19 protein-coding genes are annotated in these 22,868 nt (G+C 32.9%); 10 read left to right on the forward strand and 9 right to left on the reverse strand.

The window, feature by feature from the left end; translation table 11 throughout:
• The first annotated feature begins 83 nt into the window (after positions 1-83).
• Positions 84-2,513 (forward strand): ABC transporter permease, encoded by a 2,430-nt coding sequence (locus NCC77_RS03660; protein WP_250834396.1) that lies wholly within the window; start codon positions 84-86, stop codon positions 2,511-2,513.
• A gap of 65 nt (positions 2,514-2,578) precedes the next feature.
• On the opposite strand, the gene NCC77_RS03665 is transcribed toward NCC77_RS03660, so the two are convergent.
• On the reverse strand, positions 2,579-4,180 hold the full coding sequence (locus tag NCC77_RS03665; protein WP_250834397.1) for a L,D-transpeptidase family protein: 1,602 nt from the start codon (positions 4,178-4,180) through the stop codon (positions 2,579-2,581).
• A 419-nt stretch (positions 4,181-4,599) separates the two neighbouring features.
• Between NCC77_RS03665 and NCC77_RS03670 the strand changes: the two genes are divergently transcribed.
• The 4 genes from NCC77_RS03670 to NCC77_RS03685 all read left to right on the forward strand — a co-directional run bounded on the left by NCC77_RS03670 (position 4,600) and on the right by NCC77_RS03685 (position 7,178).
• Positions 4,600-5,727, forward strand: coding sequence for an Mrp/NBP35 family ATP-binding protein (locus NCC77_RS03670; protein WP_095929733.1), 1,128 nt, complete (start codon positions 4,600-4,602; stop codon positions 5,725-5,727).
• 141 nt (positions 5,728-5,868) lie between these two features.
• Positions 5,869-6,108, forward strand: coding sequence for a NifU family protein (locus tag NCC77_RS03675; RefSeq protein ID WP_095929732.1), 240 nt, complete (start codon positions 5,869-5,871; stop codon positions 6,106-6,108).
• Between the two features lie 216 nt (positions 6,109-6,324).
• Positions 6,325-6,804 (forward strand): hypothetical protein, encoded by a 480-nt coding sequence (locus tag NCC77_RS03680; protein ID WP_095929731.1) that lies wholly within the window; start codon positions 6,325-6,327, stop codon positions 6,802-6,804.
• A 56-nt stretch (positions 6,805-6,860) separates the two neighbouring features.
• Entirely contained in the window at positions 6,861-7,178 is a 318-nt protein-coding gene (locus tag NCC77_RS03685; protein WP_095929730.1) for a 2Fe-2S iron-sulfur cluster-binding family protein, read from the forward strand.
• A gap of 47 nt (positions 7,179-7,225) precedes the next feature.
• Here the strand turns inward: NCC77_RS03685 and NCC77_RS03690 are convergent, their stop codons facing one another.
• The 6 genes from NCC77_RS03690 to NCC77_RS03715 all read right to left on the reverse strand — a co-directional run bounded on the left by NCC77_RS03690 (position 7,226) and on the right by NCC77_RS03715 (position 13,494).
• Positions 7,226-7,780, reverse strand: coding sequence for an SMI1/KNR4 family protein (locus NCC77_RS03690; protein WP_250834398.1), 555 nt, complete (start codon positions 7,778-7,780; stop codon positions 7,226-7,228).
• Positions 7,781-7,804: 24 nt separating this feature from the next.
• A complete protein-coding gene (locus NCC77_RS03695) occupies positions 7,805-8,473 on the reverse strand; it encodes a hypothetical protein (protein WP_250834399.1) in 669 nt (222 codons plus the stop codon).
• 12 nt (positions 8,474-8,485) lie between these two features.
• The gene (locus tag NCC77_RS03700; RefSeq protein ID WP_250834400.1) at positions 8,486-9,166 is read right to left on the reverse strand and encodes a DUF6058 family natural product biosynthesis protein; all 681 of its coding nucleotides are present in this window, start codon (positions 9,164-9,166) and stop codon (positions 8,486-8,488) included.
• Positions 9,167-9,275: 109 nt separating this feature from the next.
• Positions 9,276-10,265, reverse strand: a complete 990-nt coding sequence (locus tag NCC77_RS03705) for an aspartate-semialdehyde dehydrogenase (protein ID WP_250834401.1) — start codon at positions 10,263-10,265, stop codon at positions 9,276-9,278.
• A 175-nt stretch (positions 10,266-10,440) separates the two neighbouring features.
• On the reverse strand, positions 10,441-10,821 hold the full coding sequence (mscL, locus tag NCC77_RS03710; RefSeq protein WP_250834402.1) for a large conductance mechanosensitive channel protein MscL: 381 nt from the start codon (positions 10,819-10,821) through the stop codon (positions 10,441-10,443).
• Positions 10,822-11,022: 201 nt separating this feature from the next.
• On the reverse strand, positions 11,023-13,494 hold the full coding sequence (locus NCC77_RS03715) for a bifunctional UDP-N-acetylmuramoyl-tripeptide:D-alanyl-D-alanine ligase/alanine racemase (protein ID WP_250834403.1): 2,472 nt from the start codon (positions 13,492-13,494) through the stop codon (positions 11,023-11,025).
• Between the two features lie 320 nt (positions 13,495-13,814).
• Between NCC77_RS03715 and NCC77_RS03720 the strand changes: the two genes are divergently transcribed.
• Positions 13,815-14,420 (forward strand): hypothetical protein, encoded by a 606-nt coding sequence (locus NCC77_RS03720; RefSeq protein ID WP_250834404.1) that lies wholly within the window; start codon positions 13,815-13,817, stop codon positions 14,418-14,420.
• Here the strand turns inward: NCC77_RS03720 and NCC77_RS03725 are convergent.
• Positions 14,415-15,119: a porin family protein gene (locus NCC77_RS03725; RefSeq protein ID WP_250834405.1), complete on the reverse strand. Its 705-nt coding sequence runs from the start codon at positions 15,117-15,119 to the stop codon at positions 14,415-14,417. The two genes, NCC77_RS03720 and NCC77_RS03725, sit on opposite strands and share 6 nt — an antisense overlap.
• Positions 15,120-15,340: 221 nt before the next feature.
• Between NCC77_RS03725 and NCC77_RS03730 the strand changes: the two genes are divergently transcribed.
• From NCC77_RS03730 to NCC77_RS03745, 4 genes are all read left to right on the forward strand, one after another.
• The gene (locus tag NCC77_RS03730) at positions 15,341-15,694 is read left to right on the forward strand and encodes a hypothetical protein (protein ID WP_250834406.1); all 354 of its coding nucleotides are present in this window, start codon (positions 15,341-15,343) and stop codon (positions 15,692-15,694) included.
• A 164-nt stretch (positions 15,695-15,858) separates the two neighbouring features.
• Complete coding sequence (locus NCC77_RS03735) at positions 15,859-18,066, forward strand: TonB-dependent receptor (protein ID WP_250834407.1); 2,208 nt, start codon at positions 15,859-15,861, stop codon at positions 18,064-18,066.
• Positions 18,067-18,318: 252 nt separating this feature from the next.
• Complete coding sequence (locus NCC77_RS03740; protein WP_250834408.1) at positions 18,319-20,421, forward strand: prolyl oligopeptidase family serine peptidase; 2,103 nt, start codon at positions 18,319-18,321, stop codon at positions 20,419-20,421.
• 331 nt (positions 20,422-20,752) lie between these two features.
• Positions 20,753-21,748 carry a Gfo/Idh/MocA family protein gene (locus NCC77_RS03745; RefSeq protein ID WP_250834409.1) on the forward strand — a complete coding sequence of 332 codons (996 nt, stop codon included), beginning with the start codon at positions 20,753-20,755 and terminating at the stop codon, positions 21,746-21,748.
• Between the two features lie 109 nt (positions 21,749-21,857).
• On the opposite strand, the gene NCC77_RS03750 is transcribed toward NCC77_RS03745, so the two are convergent.
• Entirely contained in the window at positions 21,858-22,790 is a 933-nt protein-coding gene (locus NCC77_RS03750; RefSeq protein WP_250834410.1) for an outer membrane beta-barrel protein, read from the reverse strand.
• Between the last annotated feature and the right edge of the window lie 78 nt (positions 22,791-22,868).

The following is a 22,868-nucleotide window of genomic DNA, read 5'->3' on the forward strand; positions in this document are numbered from 1 at the left end:
AGTATGCAAAATATTTACTATGATGTAAAACCGAAAGGTTTACCAAAAACAACCATATCAACTATAAAAAAATATACCACAAAATGATTTTTAACTGGTTTAAAATATTTATATATCATTTAAAACAAAGCAAATTGTTTTCGTTTTTAAATGTTTTAGGACTAAGCATCGGGATTGCTTCTGTCATTTTTGCGATCTTATATTGGAACAATGAAAATGCATACGATCAATGGAATCCTGAAAAAGAGAATGCTTATCTTGTTCTAAACAAAATTGGTTCGGGAGATATCTGGGCAACTAGTTCGATCCCTTTTGGCGAGACTTGTAAAGCTACGATCCCTGAAATTGACAAAATTTGTTTTCTCTACAATTGGTACGAAGATGGTGTTGTTAAATTTCAAAATCTAAAAATATTAGATAAAAAAGTTGTTCGTACAGACGAAAACTTTTTTGATTTTTTCCCTTTTGAAATTATAAAAGGAAACAAACAGAACATTTTAAAAGAAAAAAATAGCGTTGCCATATCCGAAGATCAAGCAAAATTGCTTTTCAAAAACGATGATCCAATTGGTAAATCAATTTCGTATGGTAATGGAGATTATATCGTAAAAGCGGTTTTTCGTGTAACTACACCTTCTTCAATTGAACCAAATTATGTCTTTAACGGGGTTAAACGTGAGGGCGACAGAGATCAATGGGGGAATTTTAATTATGCTTTAATGGTCAAAGCTAAAAAAGGAACCAATTCTGCTGCTCTTATAAAGAAAATGCAAAATGTAATTTTTGTTAACAGAACCGTAAAAGATGCCAAAGCCAGCGGTCAGACCGTCGAGCAATATTTAAAAGAAAACGGACAGGTAGAAGTAATCCTAGATCAATTGAAAACGTCTCGTTTATATGGCACAATAAGTTCAGGAGGCCAAAATTTTCCTGAAGGACAGGGCAATTTAAAATTGCTTTACATTATGGGCGGCTTGTCTGTTCTAATCTTATTTTTATCTATAGTAAATTATATCAATTTGGCAACTGCATCGGCCATCAAACGCGCCAAAGAAGTAGGTGTGCGTAAAATTGTGGGTGCAACAAAAAAGCAAATTGTTACGCAGTTTATTTTTGAAACCTCTATAATCGTAACGCTTGCAATTATTTTTGCACTTGCAATTGTAGAACTTTCATTACCTTATTACAATACCTTTTTGAGAAAAACTTTGACTATGAATGGCGGCGAATTTTACCTGCAGCTCATTTTTATATTTGGATTAGTAATCGTTCTTGCGGGTATTTTCCCTGCTGTTTATATCTCAAATTTTGAAACATTAAAGGTTTTAAAAGGGAATTTTTCAAGAAGTAAAAGCGGTATTTGGATTCGAAACTCAATGCTTATCTTTCAATTCGGAATTGCGGCCTTCTTTATCATTGGAGCATTGATTGTTAATTCGCAGGTTAGTTACATGATGAACAAAGATCTAGGCTTTAGCGGTGATCAGGTACTTTCTATTACGTACAATACAAAAGACCGATTAAGCAGAACAGATAAATATTTAGCAGAGAAACAAGAAATTAAAAAAATCCCAGGAGTTGTAGATGTTACTACATTTGCCGGCACTTTTGGAGGCAATTCGGGATCAAGTTCAGGATTTAAGCATAATGGAATTTTTGTACAGCCAAAAAACATCGAAATGGATTTTGGATTTCTTGAAATGATGAAGATTAAAATAGTTGAAGGGCGCGATTTATCTTCTCAATTTGCTTCAGACACTGTAAACGGCATGCTTATAAACGAGACACTTGCTAAAGAACTAAATCTTAAGAATCCAGTAAACACCATGATAACATCGGGCTGGAGTATTGGAAGCGGTGATAATTTGAAGTTTAAAGTTGTTGGCGTTGTGAAAGACTTTAATTTAATCAATTTACAAAATAAGGTTCCGCCAATGGTTTTTATTAGTTTAAAAACGCTAAAATGGAATAATTTTAATAGAGTGCTTGTAAAGGTTTCTCCAAATAATTTAACAGAAACGTTAGAAAAATTGAAATTATATTGGGAGAAAAACGTCAACCCTGACTATCCGTTTGATTACGAATTTGTTAACAAGGGATTTGCAAAAACTTACGAAGAGCAAGTCAAACAAAAAAACCTCTTTTTCATCCTAAATTTGGTCGTAATCATAATTGCTATATTCGGATTGTTCGCTTTGGCATCATTTTCGATGGAGAGAAGATTGAAAGAAATCGCCATTAGAAAAACATTAGGAGCTGAAACAGATATACTCCTAAAAGAATTGTCGAAACAATATATTGTTTTCTGTTTTATAGGATTTGCAATCGGGATTGTTCCTGCTTATATATTATTACAGAAATGGCTTGAAGATTTCGCTTTTAGAATTGGAATATCGACAGTTCCTTTTGTAATTGCCCTGATTTCACTTTTGTTTTTAACATTAGTAATTGTTTTAACAAAAGCATTTCAGGTAACTAGAATAGATGTATTAAAATATCTAAAATACGAATAAGCTTGTAGACCATTTTTTTTAAAGAAGCCCGACAGATTTCAGTAAAATCCGTCGGGCTTTTATTTTTAATCTTTCATTGTAATGGCATCATTATAAATCAACTTATCCAGACTTTGATCTCGATCGTAAACATCTGGGAAAAAATTGACTTCTCCATTGTCCTGAACCCAGCAGGTAAAATAACCTATATAAACCGGAATTTTACGTTTAAGCATACAAGTTGTTTCTTTTCCGCCATTCATAGCACTTTCAATTTTGTCTGCCGGCCAGTCTGGATCATCTTTTAAAATATGCAAAGCAAGCTGTTTGGCTTCTTTCACATTGATACAGCCGTGGCTAAAAGTGCGTTTTTCAAATTCGAATAAACTTTTTGCAGGCGTATCGTGCATATAAATATCGTTTGGATTTGGGAACATGAATTTTACTAATCCCAGCGAATTTTTCGGTCCTGGTTTTTGTCGCACTTTACCTCCGTTCCATTCCATATTATGTTCTTCCAAATAGTTCTTATCACTTGCAATCTGGAGTTTTAATTCGTTTTGAATAATGCTATTTGGAACGTACCAATACGGGCTAAAGACTATTCGATCCATATTTCCGCTAAAAATCACTGTCTCACTAAGTCTGTTACCCACAAAAATGTCTGAAACAAGATCATATTTTCCATCCTTAACATAAAACAGCCTAAACGAAGGAATATTAACCATGACGTACTCGTCTGCTTTTGCCAATTTGGTCGGAATCCATCTGCATCTTTCCATGTTCAGCATGATGGTTCTGATTCTCTTGCTAATCGGCTCATTCATTTGATTGATAATATCTCTCGTTAGGACATAATTTATTTTTAAATTATATCTTTTTTTATAATTTAAAACTCCCGCCATCAATTCTTCATCATAAATATCACTTCCAGAATCTTGCTTTAAGTCTCCTACTACAAATAAGCGATTTCTAATTTGTTTAATGGCGATAGCTGTGTCATCTGGTCTTAAATCTTTAAAAGTCGCACTGTCAATCGCAATTTTCTGCCATAGATTATCGGTTTCAATTTTACGGTATTTTTTCAGCGCACCTTTTAATCTGTAGTACTGACTGAATAACAGATTATCATCTTCATTCAATCGATTGGTATCTAACATTAATGAATCTAGAATGTGAGAATACGAAATGGATTTTGCAGGCAGATACCATCCTATTTTTTTTAATGTCGCAGGATCAACTCCAGAATATACATTGCTTGCATAAAATACATACATACTAGTAAGCAGTAATTCGGTATCAAGCTGAGATGGTTTGTTTGAAGAACTTTCATTAAACGCCTCATCAATTTGTTCTTTATAAGGCATTTTTTCTTCAATTCCCTGATCTTTCAGAACATTTACTTTCTGATACAATAAGGATCCAAATTCAGTGATACTTTTATCATCATACCAAAGAGATTTGTACTGTTTAGCTTTATAAATATCATCAACATCTTTTTGATATTTTTTAAGCTTTGGATATTTCTTGAAGAAAGCATTAATGGAAGCTGCATCGATTGTAAGGACCGCAACAGCTTTTCGATCTGACAGATCAGAATTACTTTTAGCATTGTTAGATAATGAATTGAATGAAAATGCAAAAAAACTGACTGTAACAATAATTAGAGAAAAAGTAAAATTTCGCATATTTTTAAAGTTTAAATTGGTAGAAATAACTTTAAAAAAAATACCGAAAACCCAAAAAATCACTCAAAAAACCTTAGTTTTCACATATTTTTTTCCTGTCTGGTAATCAATCGATTTGGGTAATCAAATATAACGAAGTTTTGTGAGAATTTTATTTATTTGAAAGAAAACTTACAGAAACGAATATTCTTTTAAATTGGAAGAACTTTTCTAAAAGCATCAAAATAGATAATGATCCTTAAATTCCATTTTAATGAAAAGTTATGTTGAATAATTTTGAATAATCTCAATATCAATAATTACAATCCAAAAACGCTTAATTTCCGAACTTAATCTGTTATCTTTGCACCCTGAAATCAGTTTAAATAAATATAATCTTATAAGACTGTTTTTAGAGAATAAAAAAATAGCCCATTACAATGAAACTAGATAGAAAAGAAATTCTAAAAGCCTTAGAGACAATCACTATTGCTGGAGAAGGAAAAAATATGGTTGAAAGCGGTGCTGTAACCAATGTAATTACATTTGGAGATGAAGCTGTTGTAGACCTTGTATTGCATACGCCTGCTATGCACATCAAAAAAAGAGCTGAAGATGATATTAGAAGAACAATTCATGAGCTAATATCACCAGATGCAAAAGTAAAGGTAAATATTAAAGTAGAAGCTCCAGAGAAACCGGAAATTAAAGGCCGTGCTATTCCTGGAATTAAAAATATTATCGCAGTTGCTTCTGGTAAAGGAGGAGTAGGAAAATCTACTGTAACTGCAAACTTGGCTGTTACACTTGCAAAAATGGGCTTTAAAGTTGGTGTTTTAGATGCTGATATCTATGGTCCTTCTATGCCAATTATGTTTGACGTTGAAAACGAAAAACCTATTTCTGTAACAGTTGACGGAAAATCAAAAATGAAACCTATTGAAAGCTACGAAATCAAAATGCTTTCAATCGGATTTTTTACAGCGCCAAGCCAAGCCGTAATCTGGAGAGGACCGATGGCAGCAAAAGCATTAAACCAAATGATTTTTGATGCAGATTGGGGAGAATTAGATTTCATGCTTCTTGATCTGCCTCCTGGAACTGGAGATATTCACCTTTCTATCATGCAATCACTTCCAATTACTGGAGCGGTTGTAGTAAGTACACCGCAAGCGGTAGCACTTGCAGATGCCAAAAAAGGTGTGGCAATGTTTATGCAGGACAACATCAATGTTCCTGTTTTAGGAATTATAGAAAATATGGCTTACTTTACACCAGAAGAATTGCCAGAAAACAAATATTATATCTTTGGACAAGAAGGTGCTAAAAACCTTGCTGAAGATTTAGGAGTTCCGTTTTTAGGAGAAGTTCCAATTGTACAATCTATTCGCGAAGCAGGAGATTACGGTCGTCCGGCAGCATTGCAAACTGGTTCTCCAATAGAAACAGTTTTTGAAGAAATTACTAGAAATGTTGTACAAGAAACAGTAAACAGAAACGAAAGCTTACCAGCAACAGAAGCTATTAAAATTACAACAATGGCAGGTTGCTCGGCAGTGAAAAAATAATTAGATAATTGAGATAATGAAACTAATGAGATAATTTGAAAATTAGATAATGAGATAATTTCACGCAACAAAGTGAATTTTCTATTTTCTAATTGGCACATTTTCGAATTAAAAACATTCTCTAATTGACACATTAATATTATGACAACAGAAGAATTAACAAGTAATGTTTTATTGGCCTTAGATGAGATAAGACCATTCTTAAAATCTGACGGTGGAGATATTTCATTAATTTCTATCGAAGATGACAAACATGTAAAAGTTCGTTTGGAAGGAGCTTGCATTAGCTGTAGCGTTAATCAAATGACGCTAAAAGCTGGTGTTGAAACAACCATAAAAAAATATGCACCACAAATTGAAACTGTGGTGAACGTAATGTAACAAAAAACAGTGTCTTTTTATTCAAATTAAACCTTCAAAGTTTAACAAGAATAATAGGTGATTTATTATTTGATTGAAAAAATCATAAAATAACACTGAAAAAAAGATGTTTTTTGCCACATTCACAAAAAACAACGCAAAGATTTAAGAGTTTCCGTTAAGGAATTGTTACATTTTTAACTTAAATTTGTCACAAAACCCTTAAATCTTAAACTTATGAAAAACTATTACGCTCTTTTTTTATTATTGTTTTTTGTTTCTGTAGGATATGCCCAAAGTAAGAATGTTGTGGTTGACAAGGCTTGGGTAAGTGAATCTGAAGAATGGTCTGACTTTCAATATTCAGGAAAGATTATCTTTTCAATCAATCCAAACGAAGCACCTGGAACATTGCGAATTGGAAACTATGATTTCTTATACGATTTCGTAGAAGGAAAAGCAAAATTTACAGTAAAATCAACTTACAGTTCAGCAGAATTCTCAAATCCGAGAAAGCTTTCTGCTTCAACTGACAAACAAGGTGTATTAAACACAACTTACGAAGGAACATTGATTTTCCAGTCTGATAGAGATTATTATTCTGTAATTGCAGTGGTTACCATTCTTGAAAAAAACGACAACGTTCTTGGTGTAAAAATGCACTTAAAGGAGAATGATAGAAAAGAATACGCATTTAGTACTAAACCTACTAGCTAATATAAATTAGGATTTTTTCACGTTATAAAATCCTTCCAAAAATTCCAATAATTAAAATGGATGTATTAATTAAAATTAAAGATCGAGAAGGAGTTATACACGAATTACAGGCTCCAACTGATATGGCAATGAATATAATGGAATTATGCAAAGCATACGAACTTCCTGTTGAAGGAACCTGTGGCGGAATGGCCATGTGCGCTTCTTGCCAGTGTTATGTTCTAAATGATGTTGCATTACCAGAAATGGGAGACGATGAAGAAGCCATGCTTTCTGAAGCATTTTATGTTAAGTCTAATAGCCGTTTAGGTTGTCAGATACCAATTACTGAAGAATTAGAAGGACTAGAATTAGAACTGGCTCCGGAATATTAAAAATAAAAGAAAAGCGAGGATTTATTGATTCTCGCTTTTTTGTTTTCTTATTCTACGATAAACCTTATTGGATAGTTATCTATCTTTTCAATCGCAAAATACTCATCAAAATCTTCAGATTTTGTATTAGAATAATAAATAGTAAGCTGAGCGATGAAATCTTCTAAATTTAATGAGATAACATTTCTGTCATTATCTCTATTCCAGTATTCAATTAACTGCCCTTTTTTTCCAGTAAAAATTCCACTTAAATCATAGCAGATATAACTTCCTCCTCCATTATGAAAAATTGGCAACCAATTTTCATTCCACCAATTTTCAATCTCAAAGTCATCAATCATGGAGTTAAACTCTTCCCTTGAATCTAATACATCTTCTAAAGACATAAACATTGAATTATTGACAAAAGCTTCGTAACAATTCTGATCCTGTCCATTTTTCCATTTATAAAGTTCTTTCAAATCATTAGGAATTTGAACTTGATATTTTTCTTCTAATATTTCTATTTCTTTATCACTCAATGGTTCTTTAAGATTATTATAATAATCAAGTCTCGATGTTTCCAATTGATCATTTAATCTGTTTACTAAATCTATCATCATTTTTAAATTATTATTTTTAAAAGATCATTTATAATCTTCATTAAAGCCTAATCTTTTTTCAATATCAACATTAGGAAATTTTAATTTGCAATATTCAATAAAATCTGAATTTCCTCCTTTTCCATTCAAAGACCATATTTTAGATTTTGTCGGATTTTCAGTTAATTCTATTAAGCCTTGTTCTGTTTTTAATTTTTCAAATGATGGTAAAATTTTCAAATCAATAAATTCGATTATCTTTTTAAATTTATATTCATCAATGTCATAAATATTACAAACATTACTTTCTTTTATTACAGATTCACTACTATATTCATCTATTTGTTCTACTACTTCTCCAAATATTTTTACAACTCTAATTTTTTTTGGATTATCAGTATACTTATGATTAAATATTGCACTGTGACCAAATAAAAATCCACTTGTTTTTTTAGTTTTAGGAATTATGGAAGAATAAAAATTTGGCAATATCTCAAGAGTAATAGATTGTCCTGAAATATTCGATTTACTTGACCAGAAACATATTTCTAATTTTAAATCTTCTTTTTTTAAAACAATTTTAGGTCTTGATCTTGAATATTTAAACCCTAGTTTTTCATAATGTTTACCTAGTTCATCACAGACCGCCTGAAAAATTTCTTTACAATCTGCATTTTTCTGATTTAACAATATTGTATTTTCTATCAAACTCATAAATCTTTCAATTTATCTTTTAATCAAATCTTCCAAAGAAAACTCTCTTAATAACTTATCCAAATACTTACCGCGACTGCTCAATTCTCGTTGATACGGAGCAAATAAACTAGTCGCTTTATTAAATTCTGCATTAAGGTTTTCTAATTCTATTTTTTCATCATTTGTTAATGACGTAGATTTCTTTTCTATAAAGCTCAAAATCCTTTTTATAGCGATTTCTTTATCAATAATGGCATTTTCATTATTGTCTAAAGTGCAAATTCCGTATACACCATTACAATAGTGATTCCACTCTTCTTCTAAAGCCTTTTCGACTTTTTCATTATCAAGATTCTCATTTTCATCAAAAACATTTCCGTATGCAAAAGCTTTGTGGACATGATTTTTTAAGTTTGACAACAAATTTTCTTTGAACTCCAGTTTAAATTTTTCAGGATTCGAATTATCCGCATTCTTTTTTATAAGTTCTAAAACACTTGTGTGAAAATACTTTTCTTCAACAATAATTCTATGATTATCATTTAATGAAGAGCTAATGTTTATTTCTGAATTTATAACATAAGAAGGCCCAGGAACAAGTTTACTTTCAATTAACCGATTTAATTTATCTGATGAAATATTTGCTGTTTTTATTACTTCTTCAAACTCTATATAATTGTCTTTGATGTAATTTAAGTTTATGTCTATCATATTCGTCTAATTTCAAATCAAATATACCATAAAACAGCGCACAAAAAAACCGTAATTACATTACTGCAATTACGGTTTTCTCTTTATAACAATTTTATTTAATCTCTAATTATACCAAACCAGCTTGAATTAAGTATTCAGCGATTTGGATTGTGTTTGTTGCAGCTCCTTTTCTTAAGTTATCGGCAACAATCCACATGTTTAATGTATTTGGCTGGCTTTCGTCACGACGAATTCTTCCAACAAAAACATCATTTTTACCTTCTGCGTATAATGGCATTGGATAACTAAAGGTATCTAAATTATCTTGAACTACTACTCCATCTGTATGGTGTAGAATTTCGCGAACTTCATTTACATCAAAATCATTTGTAAACTCAACGTTTACTGCTTCACTATGTCCGCCTACAACTGGCACACGAACTGCAGTAGCGGTAACTCTAATGGTGTTATCACCAAGAATTTTTTGAGTTTCGCGAACTAATTTCATTTCTTCTTTAGTGTATCCGTTTTCTTCAAAACTATCGCAGTGAGGAATCGCATTTCTGTGAATTGGATATTTGTAAGCCATCTCGCCTTGAACTCCAGCGTACTCGTTTTCTAATTGTTTTACCGCTTTTACACCAGTTCCTGTAATAGATTGGTAAGTAGAAACTATGATTCTTTTAATGTTGTATTTTTTGTGCAAAGGAGACAAAGCCAAAACCATTTGGATTGTAGAACAGTTTGGATTTGCAATAATTTTGTCTTCTTTAGTTAAAACATCAGCATTGATTTCTGGAACTACTAATTTTTTAGTAGGGTCCATTCTCCATGCAGAAGAGTTGTCGATTACAGTTGTTCCAGCTTCAGCAAATTTTGGAGCCCATTCTAATGAAGTATCTCCACCAGCAGAGAAAACAGCAATATCAGCTTTCATATCAACAGCTGTTTGTAATCCTACTACTTTATATTTGGTTCCTTTGTATTCGATTTCTTTTCCAACTGATCTTTCTGATGCAACAGGAATTAATTCTGTAACAGGAAAATTTCTTTCTGCTAATACTTTAAGCATTACTTCGCCTACCATTCCGGTAGCACCTACAACTGCAATTCTCATTTTTATATGTTTAAATAATCAATTAATCTAATTTGTAAGGCAAAAGTAAGTATAATAAAAGTTTCCACAAGGCGATTCACAAAAAATAACAAAATGTTATAAAATAAACATTTTGTAAAAAAACCACCTCTTTAAAAGGCGGTTAAGTTAGACTTAGTGTAGCGGTATTATATTTTTATTTATTTTTCAATAAATCTCTAATCTGTATCAATAATTCTTCTTGAGTTGGTCCAGCTGGAGGAGGTGGCGGTGCAACATCTTTCTTTTTAGCATGGTTCATTGCCTTAATTATCAGGAATAAAACAAAAGCCACAATAATAAAGTTAATTACTGCCGATATAAAGACTCCGTACTTTACACCTCCAAAAGCAGTTAATTGCTCAATAGTCGATAAATGCGCAGCATCTAAAGCTGGTTTCAACAGCAATGGCGTAATTACATCTTCAATAAATGAGCTGACAATTTTACCAAAAGCAGCTCCAATGATCACCCCGACAGCCAGGTCAACCACGTTGCCTTTCATTGCAAATTCCTTAAATTCTGAAAAAAATCCCATATCTGATCTGTTTAGTTGAATAATAAATGAATATCGAAAATACGCAATTTTATTGAAAAAAACACATTCGACACTCTCTTTTGAACCATATAAGTCATAGTAGAAATTATAAGCGTAACGCAATTGAAATGCATAGTAAGCTAAAAAAAGAAATGCATTTCGATAAAATGGACTTATATATCTTATATGGTTTAAATACTATTATCTAAAAAATACCCTCTTAACTCGTTGCGAAATACTGGTCATTATCTCGTACGGAATTGTTTTTAACGCCTCAGCCATCTCTATCACAGTCGGGCTTTCGCCGAAAATAATTACCGAATCGCCTTCTTTACAATCTATGTCGGTTACGTTGACCATTAGCATATCCATACAAACACTTCCAACGATTTTGGCTTTTTGATTTTTGATGGTGACAAAACCAACTTCATTTCCCCATAGTCTTGCTATTCCGTCTGCATATCCAATTGGAATTGTGGCAATTTTAGTTGCTGCATCGGCCATAAAACGGCGTCCGTAACCAACGCTATCACCAGCAGGAATGGTTCGGACTTGAGAAATGATGGATTTTAACGTTCCAACGTTTTCCAGATATTTTTGCTCTGAAGGATCATTTGAAACTCCGTATAAACCAATTCCTAAACGCACCATATTATACTGCGCGTTTGGAAAATTGCTAATTCCAGAAGTATTCAAAATATGTCGAATTGGGTTAATATTTAGTTCGCTGATTAGTCTTGAAGATAATTTCTCAAACAATGCAATTTGCTGATTCACAAAATCATAATGTTTCGGATCATCACTAGTTGCCAAATGCGATAAAATACTTTGAACACGAACTGTTGAATTTCCTTTTAAAGTCGCAATCAGTTCGTCGATCGTATTGTTTTCAAAACCTAAACGATGCATTCCTGTATCTATTTTGATATGAATTGGGTACTCTTTTAAGTTCTTTTCGCGAGCCATTTTCAAAAAGGCATTTAACCCTTTCAAACTATAAATTTCAGGTTCTAATTGATATTGAATAATAGATGGAAAACTAGTCGATTCTGGATTTAAAACCATAATTGGAAGTTTTATTCCGCCATTTTTCAACGCGATTCCTTCATCCGCGAAAGCGACACCCAAATAATCTACTTTCTGATGTTCTAATAATTTAGCAATTTCTAATCCGCCGTTTCCATAACCAAATGCTTTTACCATCACCATCATTTTAACATTTGGCGCTAGTTTTGACTTATAATAATTGAAGTTATGAGTGATCGCATCGAGATTAATTTCAAGAACGGTCTCGTGTGTTTTTTCTTCTAGAAGCGCAACAATTTCTTCAAATTGAAAAGATCTTGCTCCCTTTATTAGAATCGTTTCATTATTGAAATTCAAATCATCTATTTCAGTTATAAAATCGGCTGTGTTTTCAAACATTGTACTGTTTTGAAACTTCGTTTTAAAAGAAGAAATTGTGGGTCCGATACCAATTACGCGGTTTATTTTATTATCTGAAATTAATTGAGCCACTTTAGAATACAATTCTTCATTGCTGAATCCGCTCTGGAAAATATCTGATAAAATAACCGTTTTTGAAGCGCCTTTCTTCTTCTGGCTTTCTAAAAAGTCTAAAGCAATTTTAAGCGATTGAAAATCGGAACTGTAACTATCATCAATAATACTGCAATTGTTGATTCCGTTTTTTACTTCCAAACGCATACGAACAGGATATAGCATCTCAATTCGATTCTGGATCGTTTCTTGATCGTAATCAAAATGCAATAAAACCAACAAACAAGAAATCGCATTTTCTACCGAAGCCGAATCGTTAAACGGAATTTCTAAACTAAAAATTTCGTTTTTGTATCGATATTGAATAAAAGTATGGTCATTTTTATGTTCTCGTTTTTCAATAAAAACATCTGCGTTTTGATCGGTAAAACTCCATGAGAAAAGTTTTCGCGGATGCACCATATATTCTGCTGCAAACTGCGTTAAACAAGATTCGACAACTTCGGTTTTTTGATAGATAATGATCGGACAATCTTTAAACAAAAGTAATTTTTCATCAATCTTTTGCACCAAATTTAGAAACCCTTCATCGTGCGCGCTTCCAATATTAGTGAGCACGCCTATTGTAGGTTTAATTATTTTTTCCAGATGAATCATTTCGTTAACCGTCGAAATTCCAGCTTCGAAAATGCCTAAATTATGCTTTTCATTAATTGCAATTACCGAAAGCGGAACCCCAACTTGAGAATTGTAACTCTTTGGACTTCTAATAATATTATAATCAGGACTCAATAAAAAATTAAGCCATTCTTTTACAATCGTTTTACCATTACTTCCCGTTAATCCGATAACTGGAAAATGGAATAAATTTCTATAATAAGCAGCAAATTCCTGAAGTGCAAAAAGCGTATTTTCGACCACCAAAAAATTAGCTTTATCGGCACAACCTTCTGGAATATATTGAACAACAAAATTTTGAACTTTGTTTTCTATTAAATCTGGAATAAACAAATGAGCATCATTGTTAACCCCAGCCAGAGCAAAAAATAATGTTTGCGATCCGTTTTGAAGCGAACGGCTGTCAATTGAGATATGATCGATTAAAACATCAGCATCTGAGCCAATCCATTTGGCATTTAATACTGATACAAGGCTTTTTAAATTTAGGCTCATTTAGAAATTTCTTTTTTTCAAATTTAAAAAAAGGTTTGCCACGAATGTCCCAAATTTTTACAAATTAATTTCACGCAGATTTAAAAAAATTTAAGCAGATGCGCGCAGATTTTTTTATTAATTAAATTGGCTTAGATCTGCCTAAATCTGCAGAATCTGCGTGAAAAATTTCAGTCACAGATTAAAAGATTATCACTGATTATAATCCTTTTTAATCCTAAAAATCTGTGGCAAAAAAAATAATTCCCTTGAATTCATGTAATTCATGGCAGAAAAAATTTATTGATTATATTTGTTTTTACACCACAAATTTCCATGTTTTGAAAAAAGTACTTCCGATATTCTCCTATATATTACATCCGATTTTTATATCGTTATATGCAACTTTGTTTTACCTCTTTTACAAAGACGATATTTTCAGCACAAACGAAAAGTATTTTGTCTTAATTCAGATTTTGGTCATTAACGTCATTGTTCCTGTCTTATTTTATCTATTGTTGAAATCGACTGGACACGTAAAATCAATAATGCTAAGTCAGACTTCAGAACGAACGATTCCGCTTATTCTGCAATGTTTTCTGTATATTTTATTAGTTAAAAGAAGCATCGTAATTACGCGTTATCCAGAGCTTCATTTCTTTTTTCTTGCCGCATTATTCAGTACTATCTTGGCACTGGTATGCGTGCTGTTCAAGACAAAAGCAAGCTTACATATGGTCGCTATATCTGGTTTAACGATTTTTGTTATCGGATTAAACATTCATCTTCAGCTTCATAATCCGTATTGGCCCGCTTTACTTATTTTATTATCGGGAATTGTGGCTTCATCCCGTTTAGAAATGAATGCGCATACTTCTAGAGAAATATTAATTGGATTGTTTGTTGGCATAATGCCGCAGCTTCTATTTTTATATTTGTGGTTATAAAATGTAAAAAATCAATCCTGCATTTAAGGTTTTCATATTGATTTTTTCGCCAGACAAAGTAGTTGCCGAATTAAACAAAGGGCTTAAACCATAATAGATGTAGACATTCCAAGTGTTGTATCCCGCCGAAAGATAAGGACCGTATTGAAATTTATTGATATTATCGTTATTCTTAATTCTATATGTTTTTTCTCCATCATCCAAAATAGAGGTACTTGAAAACACATAACTCAATTTTATACCACCATAAATACGCCAGAACTTAGTGCTCTCGAAAGTCGAATTACGCCATCTAAATTCTATTGGAAGATCTACAGAATATTGTCGGTAACGATTAGAAACAAATTCTCCATAACTGTTAACTCCATATATAATTGCACCTGAAGCATCTTCAGAAATCGTTAAATTTTGATAATAATTCTGGTAACTTAAACCCAAACCCGTAGCAATAGCAATAGTTCTCGATTGATTAACCGGCATATCGCGCAAGAAACCTCCTGAAAGTCCAAGAGAAAACTTATTCTGTTTGAAATTAACTGGAATATCAGTAAACATATTATAAGTAACCGAAAAATAAAACTGATCTTCTCGATATAAAGAATCTATTTTCACAACTGGTTTTATCTCAGGCTTAACGTCTTCTTGTGCAAAAGAGTTAAAAAAAGTGAGTAAAAATAAGCAGCTAAAAATAATTCGCATATCGTAAATTGGGTTTTAAAAGAGGATTTCAAAATAAACGTTTTTATGTGTTTATTTATTTCATATACAAATATAATACAATGCTTTTAGCAACACTAAGAAATGCAAATATTCTTATTTTACCTGCTAATAAAATTAATTGCTGCATATTTTTCAATAAATCGACTGGAAAAGCCAAAAATAAATCAATTATCTTTTTATGTTTTATACCTTTGCAGTAAATGAAGAAAAAGCAGCTCATACTAAGTTTATCTTTTGCTGTCACGATATTGTTCTCAATATTGTTTCAGTCTATACATAGTTATGAGCATATTGTAAAGCAGCTTTCAGAAAAACAGTGCCATCATAATTACAATGATCCGAACGGCGAAATAACGCATCAGCATCATGATTATGACGTTTGTTTTGTTTGCCATTTTGCTTTTGAATCTTTTATTCTTCCACAAGATTTCTCTTTTGAATTTCGTTCATTTGATAGAGAAACCCCTTATTTCTTCCCATTTTCAGAGAAGATTTTTTCAATTTCGACCACTTCGTATTTCTTACGGGGACCGCCTGACGCTATAGTTTCTTAAGTTTCGATTATTCGAAAAAACAGCACATTTCTTTTAATTTAAAATTCAAATAACATTGAGTTTCCTAATCCTATTTTTATCCATTAGGATCAGAATGCTTTATTGTTGGCTTTTGGTTTTTCATTCGAAGAAAAAATTCCATTTAACTTTAGCATCATTTTCAAATGAAAAAATTTATAATTGCCCTTTTTTTAGGGTTTTCGAGCATGCTTTTTGCTCAAAATTCGGTTTCAGGAACCGTAACTGACAATCAGAATAATCCATTGCCTGGAGTTTCTGTTTATGCTCAAGAATTGCATAAAGGAACTACAACAGACGCAAACGGAAAATACGAATTGAATAATCTTCCAAATGGAACCTTACGTATTGCTTTTACTTATGTTGGATATGCCAATCAAAACAAAACGATTGCTAAATTATTAAAACAAAACACACTAGATATTGTTCTTGAAGAATCTATTTTAGAAATGGATGAAGTAGTGGTTTCAACGCCTTTTAACAAACTGCAATCGCAAAACGTAATGAAGATTGAACACGAAAGCATTAAAACATTACAGCAAAAAGGAACCTCAACTTTAATTGAAGGTTTGGCAACAATTCCTGGAGTTTCTCAGATTTCTACAGGAACTTCTATCGGAAAACCTGTAATTCGCGGACTTAGCGGTAATCGTGTTTTGGTGTATTCTCAAGGCGTTCGTATAGAAAACCAGCAGTTTGGAGACGAACATGGTTTAGGTTTAAACGATGCAGGAATAGAAAGTGTTGAAGTTATTAAAGGCCCAGCTTCTTTATTGTACGGTTCTGATGCTTTGGGAGGTGTTTTATATTTCAATCCTGAAAAATTTGCAGATGCAGGCGATTTTAAAGCTAATTTCAGTCAAAAATATTTTACAAATACGCAAGGAAGCAATTCATCGATCGGATTGAAAACTTCTACCGATAACTGGAAATTCTTGGCGCGAGGAAGCTACAACACGCATTCTGACTACAAAATTGCTGACGGCGATCGCGTAACCAATTCACGCTATAACGAAACTGATTTTAAAACCGGAATCGGGTACAGCAACTCTACTTTTTCTAGCGTTGTTAGATATAATTTTAACAAACTGGACATTGGAATTCCAGAAGATGGAATTGCAGAACAATCTTCGAGCAAAGACACTCAATTTCCGAGACAAGGAATTTACAATCATTTATTAAGTTTGAATAATGTGATTTTCTTTGAAAATTCAAAACTAGATGTTGATTTAGGATATATCGCCAATGATAGAAGCGAATTTGAAGATAGCAACGAAGCTTCTCTTCACATGAAATTGAATACTTTCAATTATAATGCAAAATATCACTTTCCTAAATTCGGAAAAATTGAAACTATTTTTGGTGTTCAAGGAATGCACCAGACCAACAAAAATTCTGGAGAAGAATATTTAATTCCAGATGCCACAACTAACGATTTTGGAGTTTTTGGAACTGCCAATTACGAATGGGATAATAGCGTTATTCAAGCCGGATTGCGTTTTGACAACAGAAACATTACTTCTATCGCACACGGAATTGAAGGCGAAGAAGGCTATTTTCAAGCTTTAGATCGTTCTTTTGATAGTTTTAATGCTTCTTTAGGCTACAAAACAAAATTTGCTGAGCCTTTAACTTTCCGCTTAAATGTTGCAACAGGATTTAGAGCGCCGAATTTGGCAGAATTGACTTCAAATGGTGTTCATGAAGGAACAAATCGTTACGAAATTGGAAATGCAAATCTGAAAACAGAACAAAACGTTCAGACAGATTTGAATTTAGAATATAAAAACTCGCATTTTGAGTTCTTCGTAAACGGATTTTACAATCACGTAAACAACTATATTTACACTTCGCCAACAGGAGAGGTTTTAGAAGACAATGATGTTTTTGCTTATATTCAGGATAATGCACAGTTGTACGGTGGAGAAGTCGGTCTTCATTTTCACCCTCATCCATTAGATTGGTTGCATTTTGAAACGAGCTTTGAAACGGTTACTGGTAAAAAAGACAACAAAGATTATCTTCCTTTGATTCCTGCAAACAATTGGAATAATACACTTAGAACTGAATTTAATATCAAAAATTGGCTAAGCGAAGGTTTTGCATCTTTGAATGTTTCTTCTACTTTCAATCAAGATAATGTAAGCGGCTTCGAAACAGCTTCGAAAGGCTATACTTTGGTAAATTTAGGTTTTGGAGGAACGGTCAAACTAGGAAAAACGGCTTTCGACATTAACCTTAATGGAAACAATTTATTTGATAAAAAATACATTGCACACCTTTCTAGATTAAAAACAGACGGAATTCCGAATATTGGAAGAAATATCGTTTTAGGGGTTAATTTCAATTTATAATTTTAAATTTTAAATTTAACCGCAAAGAGCGCAAAGTATTACGCAAGGTTCGCTAAGTTTTATTTTATAAAATGACGATTAAAAGATTCTCGCAAAGACGCCAAGCCGCAAAGAAATTTTAAAACTTTGCACATCCGCGTCTTTACGAGATTAATTTTGCGTGCTTTGCGTAAACTCTTTGCGTTCTTTGCGGTTAGTAACACAACAATCTCACAAAAAGCGCTATTTTTGTTACAACAGATAAAACTAATTATGAAAAAAACATTTTTATTAATGGCACTTACAACTGCAGGGGTTTCATTTGCCCAAACTAAATATCCGGAAACCAAAAAAGGAGAAACTGTTGATGTTTATTTTGATACTAAAATAAGCGATCCGTACCGTTGGTTAGAAGATGATAAATCTGCCGAAACCGGTGCTTGGGTAAAAGCTGAAAATGAAGTTACGTATGCGTATTTAGATAAAATTCCGTTTCGCGAAGAACTTAAAAAGCGAATGGAAAAACTATGGAATTACGAAAAAATAGGAGCTCCACATAAAGAAGGGAAATTTACTTATTACTCTAAAAACAACGGACTTCAGAATCAATCTGTAGTTTACAGAAAAGATGCAAACGGAAAAGAAGAAGTTTTCTTAGATCCAAATACTTTTTCTAAAGACGGAACAACTTCTCTTGGCGGTCTTGACTTTTCTGAAGATGGAAGCAAAGCAGCTTATGCAATTTCTGAAGGCGGAAGCGACTGGAGAAAAGTAATCATCATAGATGCGCTTTCTAAAAAAGTTGTAGAAGACACTTTGGTTGATGTGAAATTTAGTGGTGTTTCATGGTACAAAAATGAAGGTTTCTACTATTCTAGTTATGACAAACCAAAGGGAAGTGAATTATCGGCTAAAACAGATCAGCACAAATTGTATTTCCATAAACTGGGAACTTCTCAAAAAGACGATAAAGTAATTTTTGGAGCAGATCAAAAAAGAAGATATGTAGGCGGATATGTTACTGAAGACGATCGTTATTTGGTAATTACAGCTGCTAATTCGACTTACGGAAATGAATTGTACATTAAAGACTTGACAAAGCCTAACAGTCCAATTGTTACAATCGTAGACAATTTTAACAGCGACAGCAGTGTTATTGACAATGAAGGAAGCAAATTGTTTATCGAAACCGACTTTAATGCTCCTAACAAACGTGTCGTAACGGTTGACGCAGCAAATCCGAAACCTGAAAACTGGAAAGATTTTATTAAAGAAACCAAAGATATCTTATCTCCTTCAACTGGTGCTGGTTATATCTTTGCTAATTATACAAAAGATGCTGTTTCATTTGTACAACAATATGATTACAACGGAAAATTAGTTCGTGAAATCAAACTTCCTGCTGTTGGAACTGCTGGCGGATTTGGCGGTAAAAAAGAAGATAAAATTTTATACTACAGCTTTACTAACTATACAACTCCAGGAAGCATCTATGCTTTGGAGCCAAAATCTGGTAAATCTGAAGTGTATCAAAAACCAAAAGTAGATTTCAAAAGCGAAGATTACGAATCTAAACAGGTTTTCTATACGTCAAAAGACGGTACAAAAGTTCCTATGATTATTACGTATAAAAAAGGAACAAAATTAGACGGTAAAAATCCAACTATCCTTTATGGTTACGGCGGATTCAATATTTCTTTAACTCCAAGTTTTAACATTGCAAATGCTGTTTGGTTGGAAAACGGAGGTATATATGCGGTAGCGAACTTAAGAGGAGGTGGCGAATATGGAAAAAAATGGCACGATGCGGGAACGAAACTTCAAAAACAGAATGTATTTGACGATTTCATCGCTGCTGCAGAATATTTAATTGCTCAAAAATATACTTCTTCTGATTATTTGGCTATTCGCGGAGGATCTAACGGAGGTTTATTGGTTGGTGCAACTATGACACAGCGTCCAGATTTAATGAAAGTAGCTTTACCAGCTGTGGGGGTTATGGATATGCTTCGTTACAATGCTTTTACAGCAGGTGCCGGATGGGCTTTTGACTACGGAACTGCTCAAGACAGCAAAGAAATGTTTGAATACTTAAAAGGATATTCGCCCGTACACAATGTAAAAAAAGGAACTCATTATCCTGCTACAATGGTAACTACTGGTGATCATGACGATCGTGTTGTTCCTGCCCATAGTTTCAAATTTGCTTCTGAGTTACAGGAAAAACAAACAGGAGAAAATCCGGTTTTAATTAGAATTGATGTTAAAGCAGGACACGGAGCAGGAAAATCTGTTGCGGCTACAATTCAGGAAAATGTAGACATTCAAGCTTTCACGCTTTACAATATGGGTTTTAAAACTTTGCCTAAAAAGTAGGACTTTAAACTGATTTTTTTTAGCCACGAATTCACGAATTATTTTTGTGAGCTCTTGGCTAATTTATTTTATGCCACAGATTAAAAGGATTAGATAGATTAAAAAATCTGTGAAAATCTTTTCAATCTGTGGCTTTTATTTTTTTTCACTCAGATTCTGCAGATTTAGCAGATTGAATTAAAAAAATCTGCGAGCATCTGCTAACATTATTTTAAATCTGCGTGAAATTAGTTCGCATAATTCGATACAGATTTTTTAAACATTCAGATCAAAAAATTCGTGAATTCGTGGCTAATTTTCTTTTAAATTTGAGAAACTTAAAACTTAAACCATGAAAATTATAAAATGGGGAATTATTGGCTGTGGAAATGTAACCGAAGTTAAAAGTGGACCAGCTTTTCAGAAAGCTCCAAATTCGGCTTTAGTTGCGGTTATGCGAAGAGATGCGGCTCTTGCCGAAGATTACGCCAAACGCCATAATGTTCCGAAATGGTATTCTAACGCTGAAGATCTAATAAATGATCCAGAAGTTGATGCCGTTTATATAGCTACTCCTCCGTCTTCTCATAAAGAATACACTATTTTATGCGCCAAAGCTGGAAAACCTGTTTACGTAGAAAAACCAATGGCTTTGACATTTGAAGAATGCAACGAAATGATTAGCGCTTGCAAAGAGCATAATGTTCCTTTGTTTGTTGCTTATTACAGAAGAGCGTTACCTCGTTTTTTAAAAATTAAAGAAATAATCGATCAGGGGAAATTAGGAACTATTAGACACGTAAATTGTGTTTTGTATCATCCTTTTGAAGCACGTTATGATGACGAAATCAATCTTCCTTGGACTGTTCTGCCACATATTTCTGGAGGTGGAATTTTTGTTGATTTGGCCTGCCATACTCTAGATTTCCTAGATTTTGTTTTAGGTCCGATAAAATCAGTTCGCGGACATGCCACTTCTCAGTTAATGGCTTATCCTGCCGAAGATGCTGTTTCAATGTCATTTTTATTTGAAAACGGAATTCACGGATCTGGTCTATGGAATTTTGCAAGTTTTGAACGTTATGATAACACTGAAATTGTAGGCGATAAAGGTAAAATCTCGTTTTCTACTTTTGGAAATGATCCCGTTCATATTCAATATACCGATGGAGAAAAAGAAAGCATTACAATAGAAAACCCGCTTCACATTCAACAGCCGTTTATTGAAACTGTTATTACTGAACTTTTAGGGAATGAAAATGCTTCTCCATCAAAAGGTACTTCTGGCGCCAGAACCACTTGGGTTATTGATCAAGTTTTGAAGGAGTTTAGAGATTCGAAATTATAATTATCAATTAAAATCCTTCCTTCGTCAGGATGACAGACAAGACTCAAAAAAAAAAGAGGATATTCTTTCGAATATCCTCTTTTTGTAAACTATAAAAAAAATTGGAAAATTATAGGCTGTATCTTAAACCTAAAGTCAAACCTAAACCAGAAATTCCAACATAAGAACTAATATCATCTGTAGCTCTTGTATTATCAAATCCTGCAGCATTAGTTACTTTACTGTTTGAAGTTGTATTAATTTGATCAACATATTTCGTATGACTTGCAGAGTATGAAGCATCAGGACGGAAATTAGTTGGTGTATTTAATTTATCTACTCCATTTTCTGTATACACTTCAGTTTCTTTTGTTTTTCCGTGAACAGTAAAGTTACGGTACTCTAATTCTCCAAAAACAGCAATGTGTGTTCCTAATTTATAAGATGTTCCTAATGCAGCCAAAAATCCAACTGTTGGATTAGGTTTTACTACATCTTTAGCATAACTAGTAACAACACCTGCAGGGGTTGTATAAGCTCTATTTGTTTTAATTGTCAAATCTCCATGAACAGGTACAATAACTCCTACTTTCGTGTAAGGTTCAAAACCGTGAGATTCTCCTAAAAACAACACAAGAGCTGGAGCAACATCAAAAGCCTGAATTTTTCCTACTGCTTTTCCAGTAGCAAATACAGGACCAGCAGCAACTAATCTGTTAGTAGTTTCAACCATAGTTTTACTAGCACTACTGAAATAGTTAAATCCTACTTCTACTCCCAAACGAGTTGAAAAACGATATCCTGCAGTTATACCTGTACGAAATCCTTCTCCAAATGAACCATGATTTGTTTCTCTCGAAATTAAAGTTGTACCATCTGCTGCATATACATCTGTATTAGGCAATGCACCATTTACAATTGGAAATTCTGTAGCAGCTGTTTGAATAAAATAAGATCCACCCAATTTAAAATACCAGCTTTCTGGTTTTTCTGCTTTTTCTGATTGCGCCATTGTGGCCATAGAGCAAACTAATAACCCTAATAAAAATAGGTTCTTTTTCATAATTTTGATTTATTGATTAGTACAAACTTAGAACATTTTAACACATTCTTACAGTTTGTAAAGTTAGACTTGGAACGA

Source organism: Flavobacterium tyrosinilyticum, assembly GCF_023656565.1.
Lineage (GTDB): Bacteria > Bacteroidota > Bacteroidia > Flavobacteriales > Flavobacteriaceae > Flavobacterium > Flavobacterium tyrosinilyticum.

What these genes read in the sequence shown, in the direction of transcription:
- NCC77_RS03660 (WP_250834396.1), top strand. Translation starts at nt 84, where the DNA reads ATGATTTTTAACTGGTTTAAAATATTTATATATCATTTAAAACAAAGC.
- NCC77_RS03670 (WP_095929733.1), top strand. Translation starts at nt 4,600, where the DNA reads ATGAAACTAGATAGAAAAGAAATTCTAAAAGCCTTAGAGACAATCACT.
- NCC77_RS03725 (WP_250834405.1), bottom strand. Translation starts at nt 15,119, where the DNA reads ATGCGAATTATTTTTAGCTGCTTATTTTTACTCACTTTTTTTAACTCT.
- NCC77_RS03675 (WP_095929732.1), top strand. Translation starts at nt 5,869, where the DNA reads ATGACAACAGAAGAATTAACAAGTAATGTTTTATTGGCCTTAGATGAG.
- NCC77_RS03735 (WP_250834407.1), top strand. Translation starts at nt 15,859, where the DNA reads ATGAAAAAATTTATAATTGCCCTTTTTTTAGGGTTTTCGAGCATGCTT.
- NCC77_RS03715 (WP_250834403.1), bottom strand. Translation starts at nt 13,494, where the DNA reads ATGAGCCTAAATTTAAAAAGCCTTGTATCAGTATTAAATGCCAAATGG.
- NCC77_RS03740 (WP_250834408.1), top strand. Translation starts at nt 18,319, where the DNA reads ATGAAAAAAACATTTTTATTAATGGCACTTACAACTGCAGGGGTTTCA.
- NCC77_RS03750 (WP_250834410.1), bottom strand. Translation starts at nt 22,790, where the DNA reads ATGAAAAAGAACCTATTTTTATTAGGGTTATTAGTTTGCTCTATGGCC.
- NCC77_RS03745 (WP_250834409.1), top strand. Translation starts at nt 20,753, where the DNA reads ATGAAAATTATAAAATGGGGAATTATTGGCTGTGGAAATGTAACCGAA.
- mscL (WP_250834402.1), bottom strand. Translation starts at nt 10,821, where the DNA reads ATGGGATTTTTTTCAGAATTTAAGGAATTTGCAATGAAAGGCAACGTG.
- NCC77_RS03690 (WP_250834398.1), bottom strand. Translation starts at nt 7,780, where the DNA reads ATGATGATAGATTTAGTAAACAGATTAAATGATCAATTGGAAACATCG.
- NCC77_RS03730 (WP_250834406.1), top strand. Translation starts at nt 15,341, where the DNA reads ATGAAGAAAAAGCAGCTCATACTAAGTTTATCTTTTGCTGTCACGATA.
- NCC77_RS03695 (WP_250834399.1), bottom strand. Translation starts at nt 8,473, where the DNA reads ATGAGTTTGATAGAAAATACAATATTGTTAAATCAGAAAAATGCAGAT.
- NCC77_RS03685 (WP_095929730.1), top strand. Translation starts at nt 6,861, where the DNA reads ATGGATGTATTAATTAAAATTAAAGATCGAGAAGGAGTTATACACGAA.
- NCC77_RS03700 (WP_250834400.1), bottom strand. Translation starts at nt 9,166, where the DNA reads ATGATAGACATAAACTTAAATTACATCAAAGACAATTATATAGAGTTT.
- NCC77_RS03705 (WP_250834401.1), bottom strand. Translation starts at nt 10,265, where the DNA reads ATGAGAATTGCAGTTGTAGGTGCTACCGGAATGGTAGGCGAAGTAATG.
- NCC77_RS03665 (WP_250834397.1), bottom strand. Translation starts at nt 4,180, where the DNA reads ATGCGAAATTTTACTTTTTCTCTAATTATTGTTACAGTCAGTTTTTTT.
- NCC77_RS03680 (WP_095929731.1), top strand. Translation starts at nt 6,325, where the DNA reads ATGAAAAACTATTACGCTCTTTTTTTATTATTGTTTTTTGTTTCTGTA.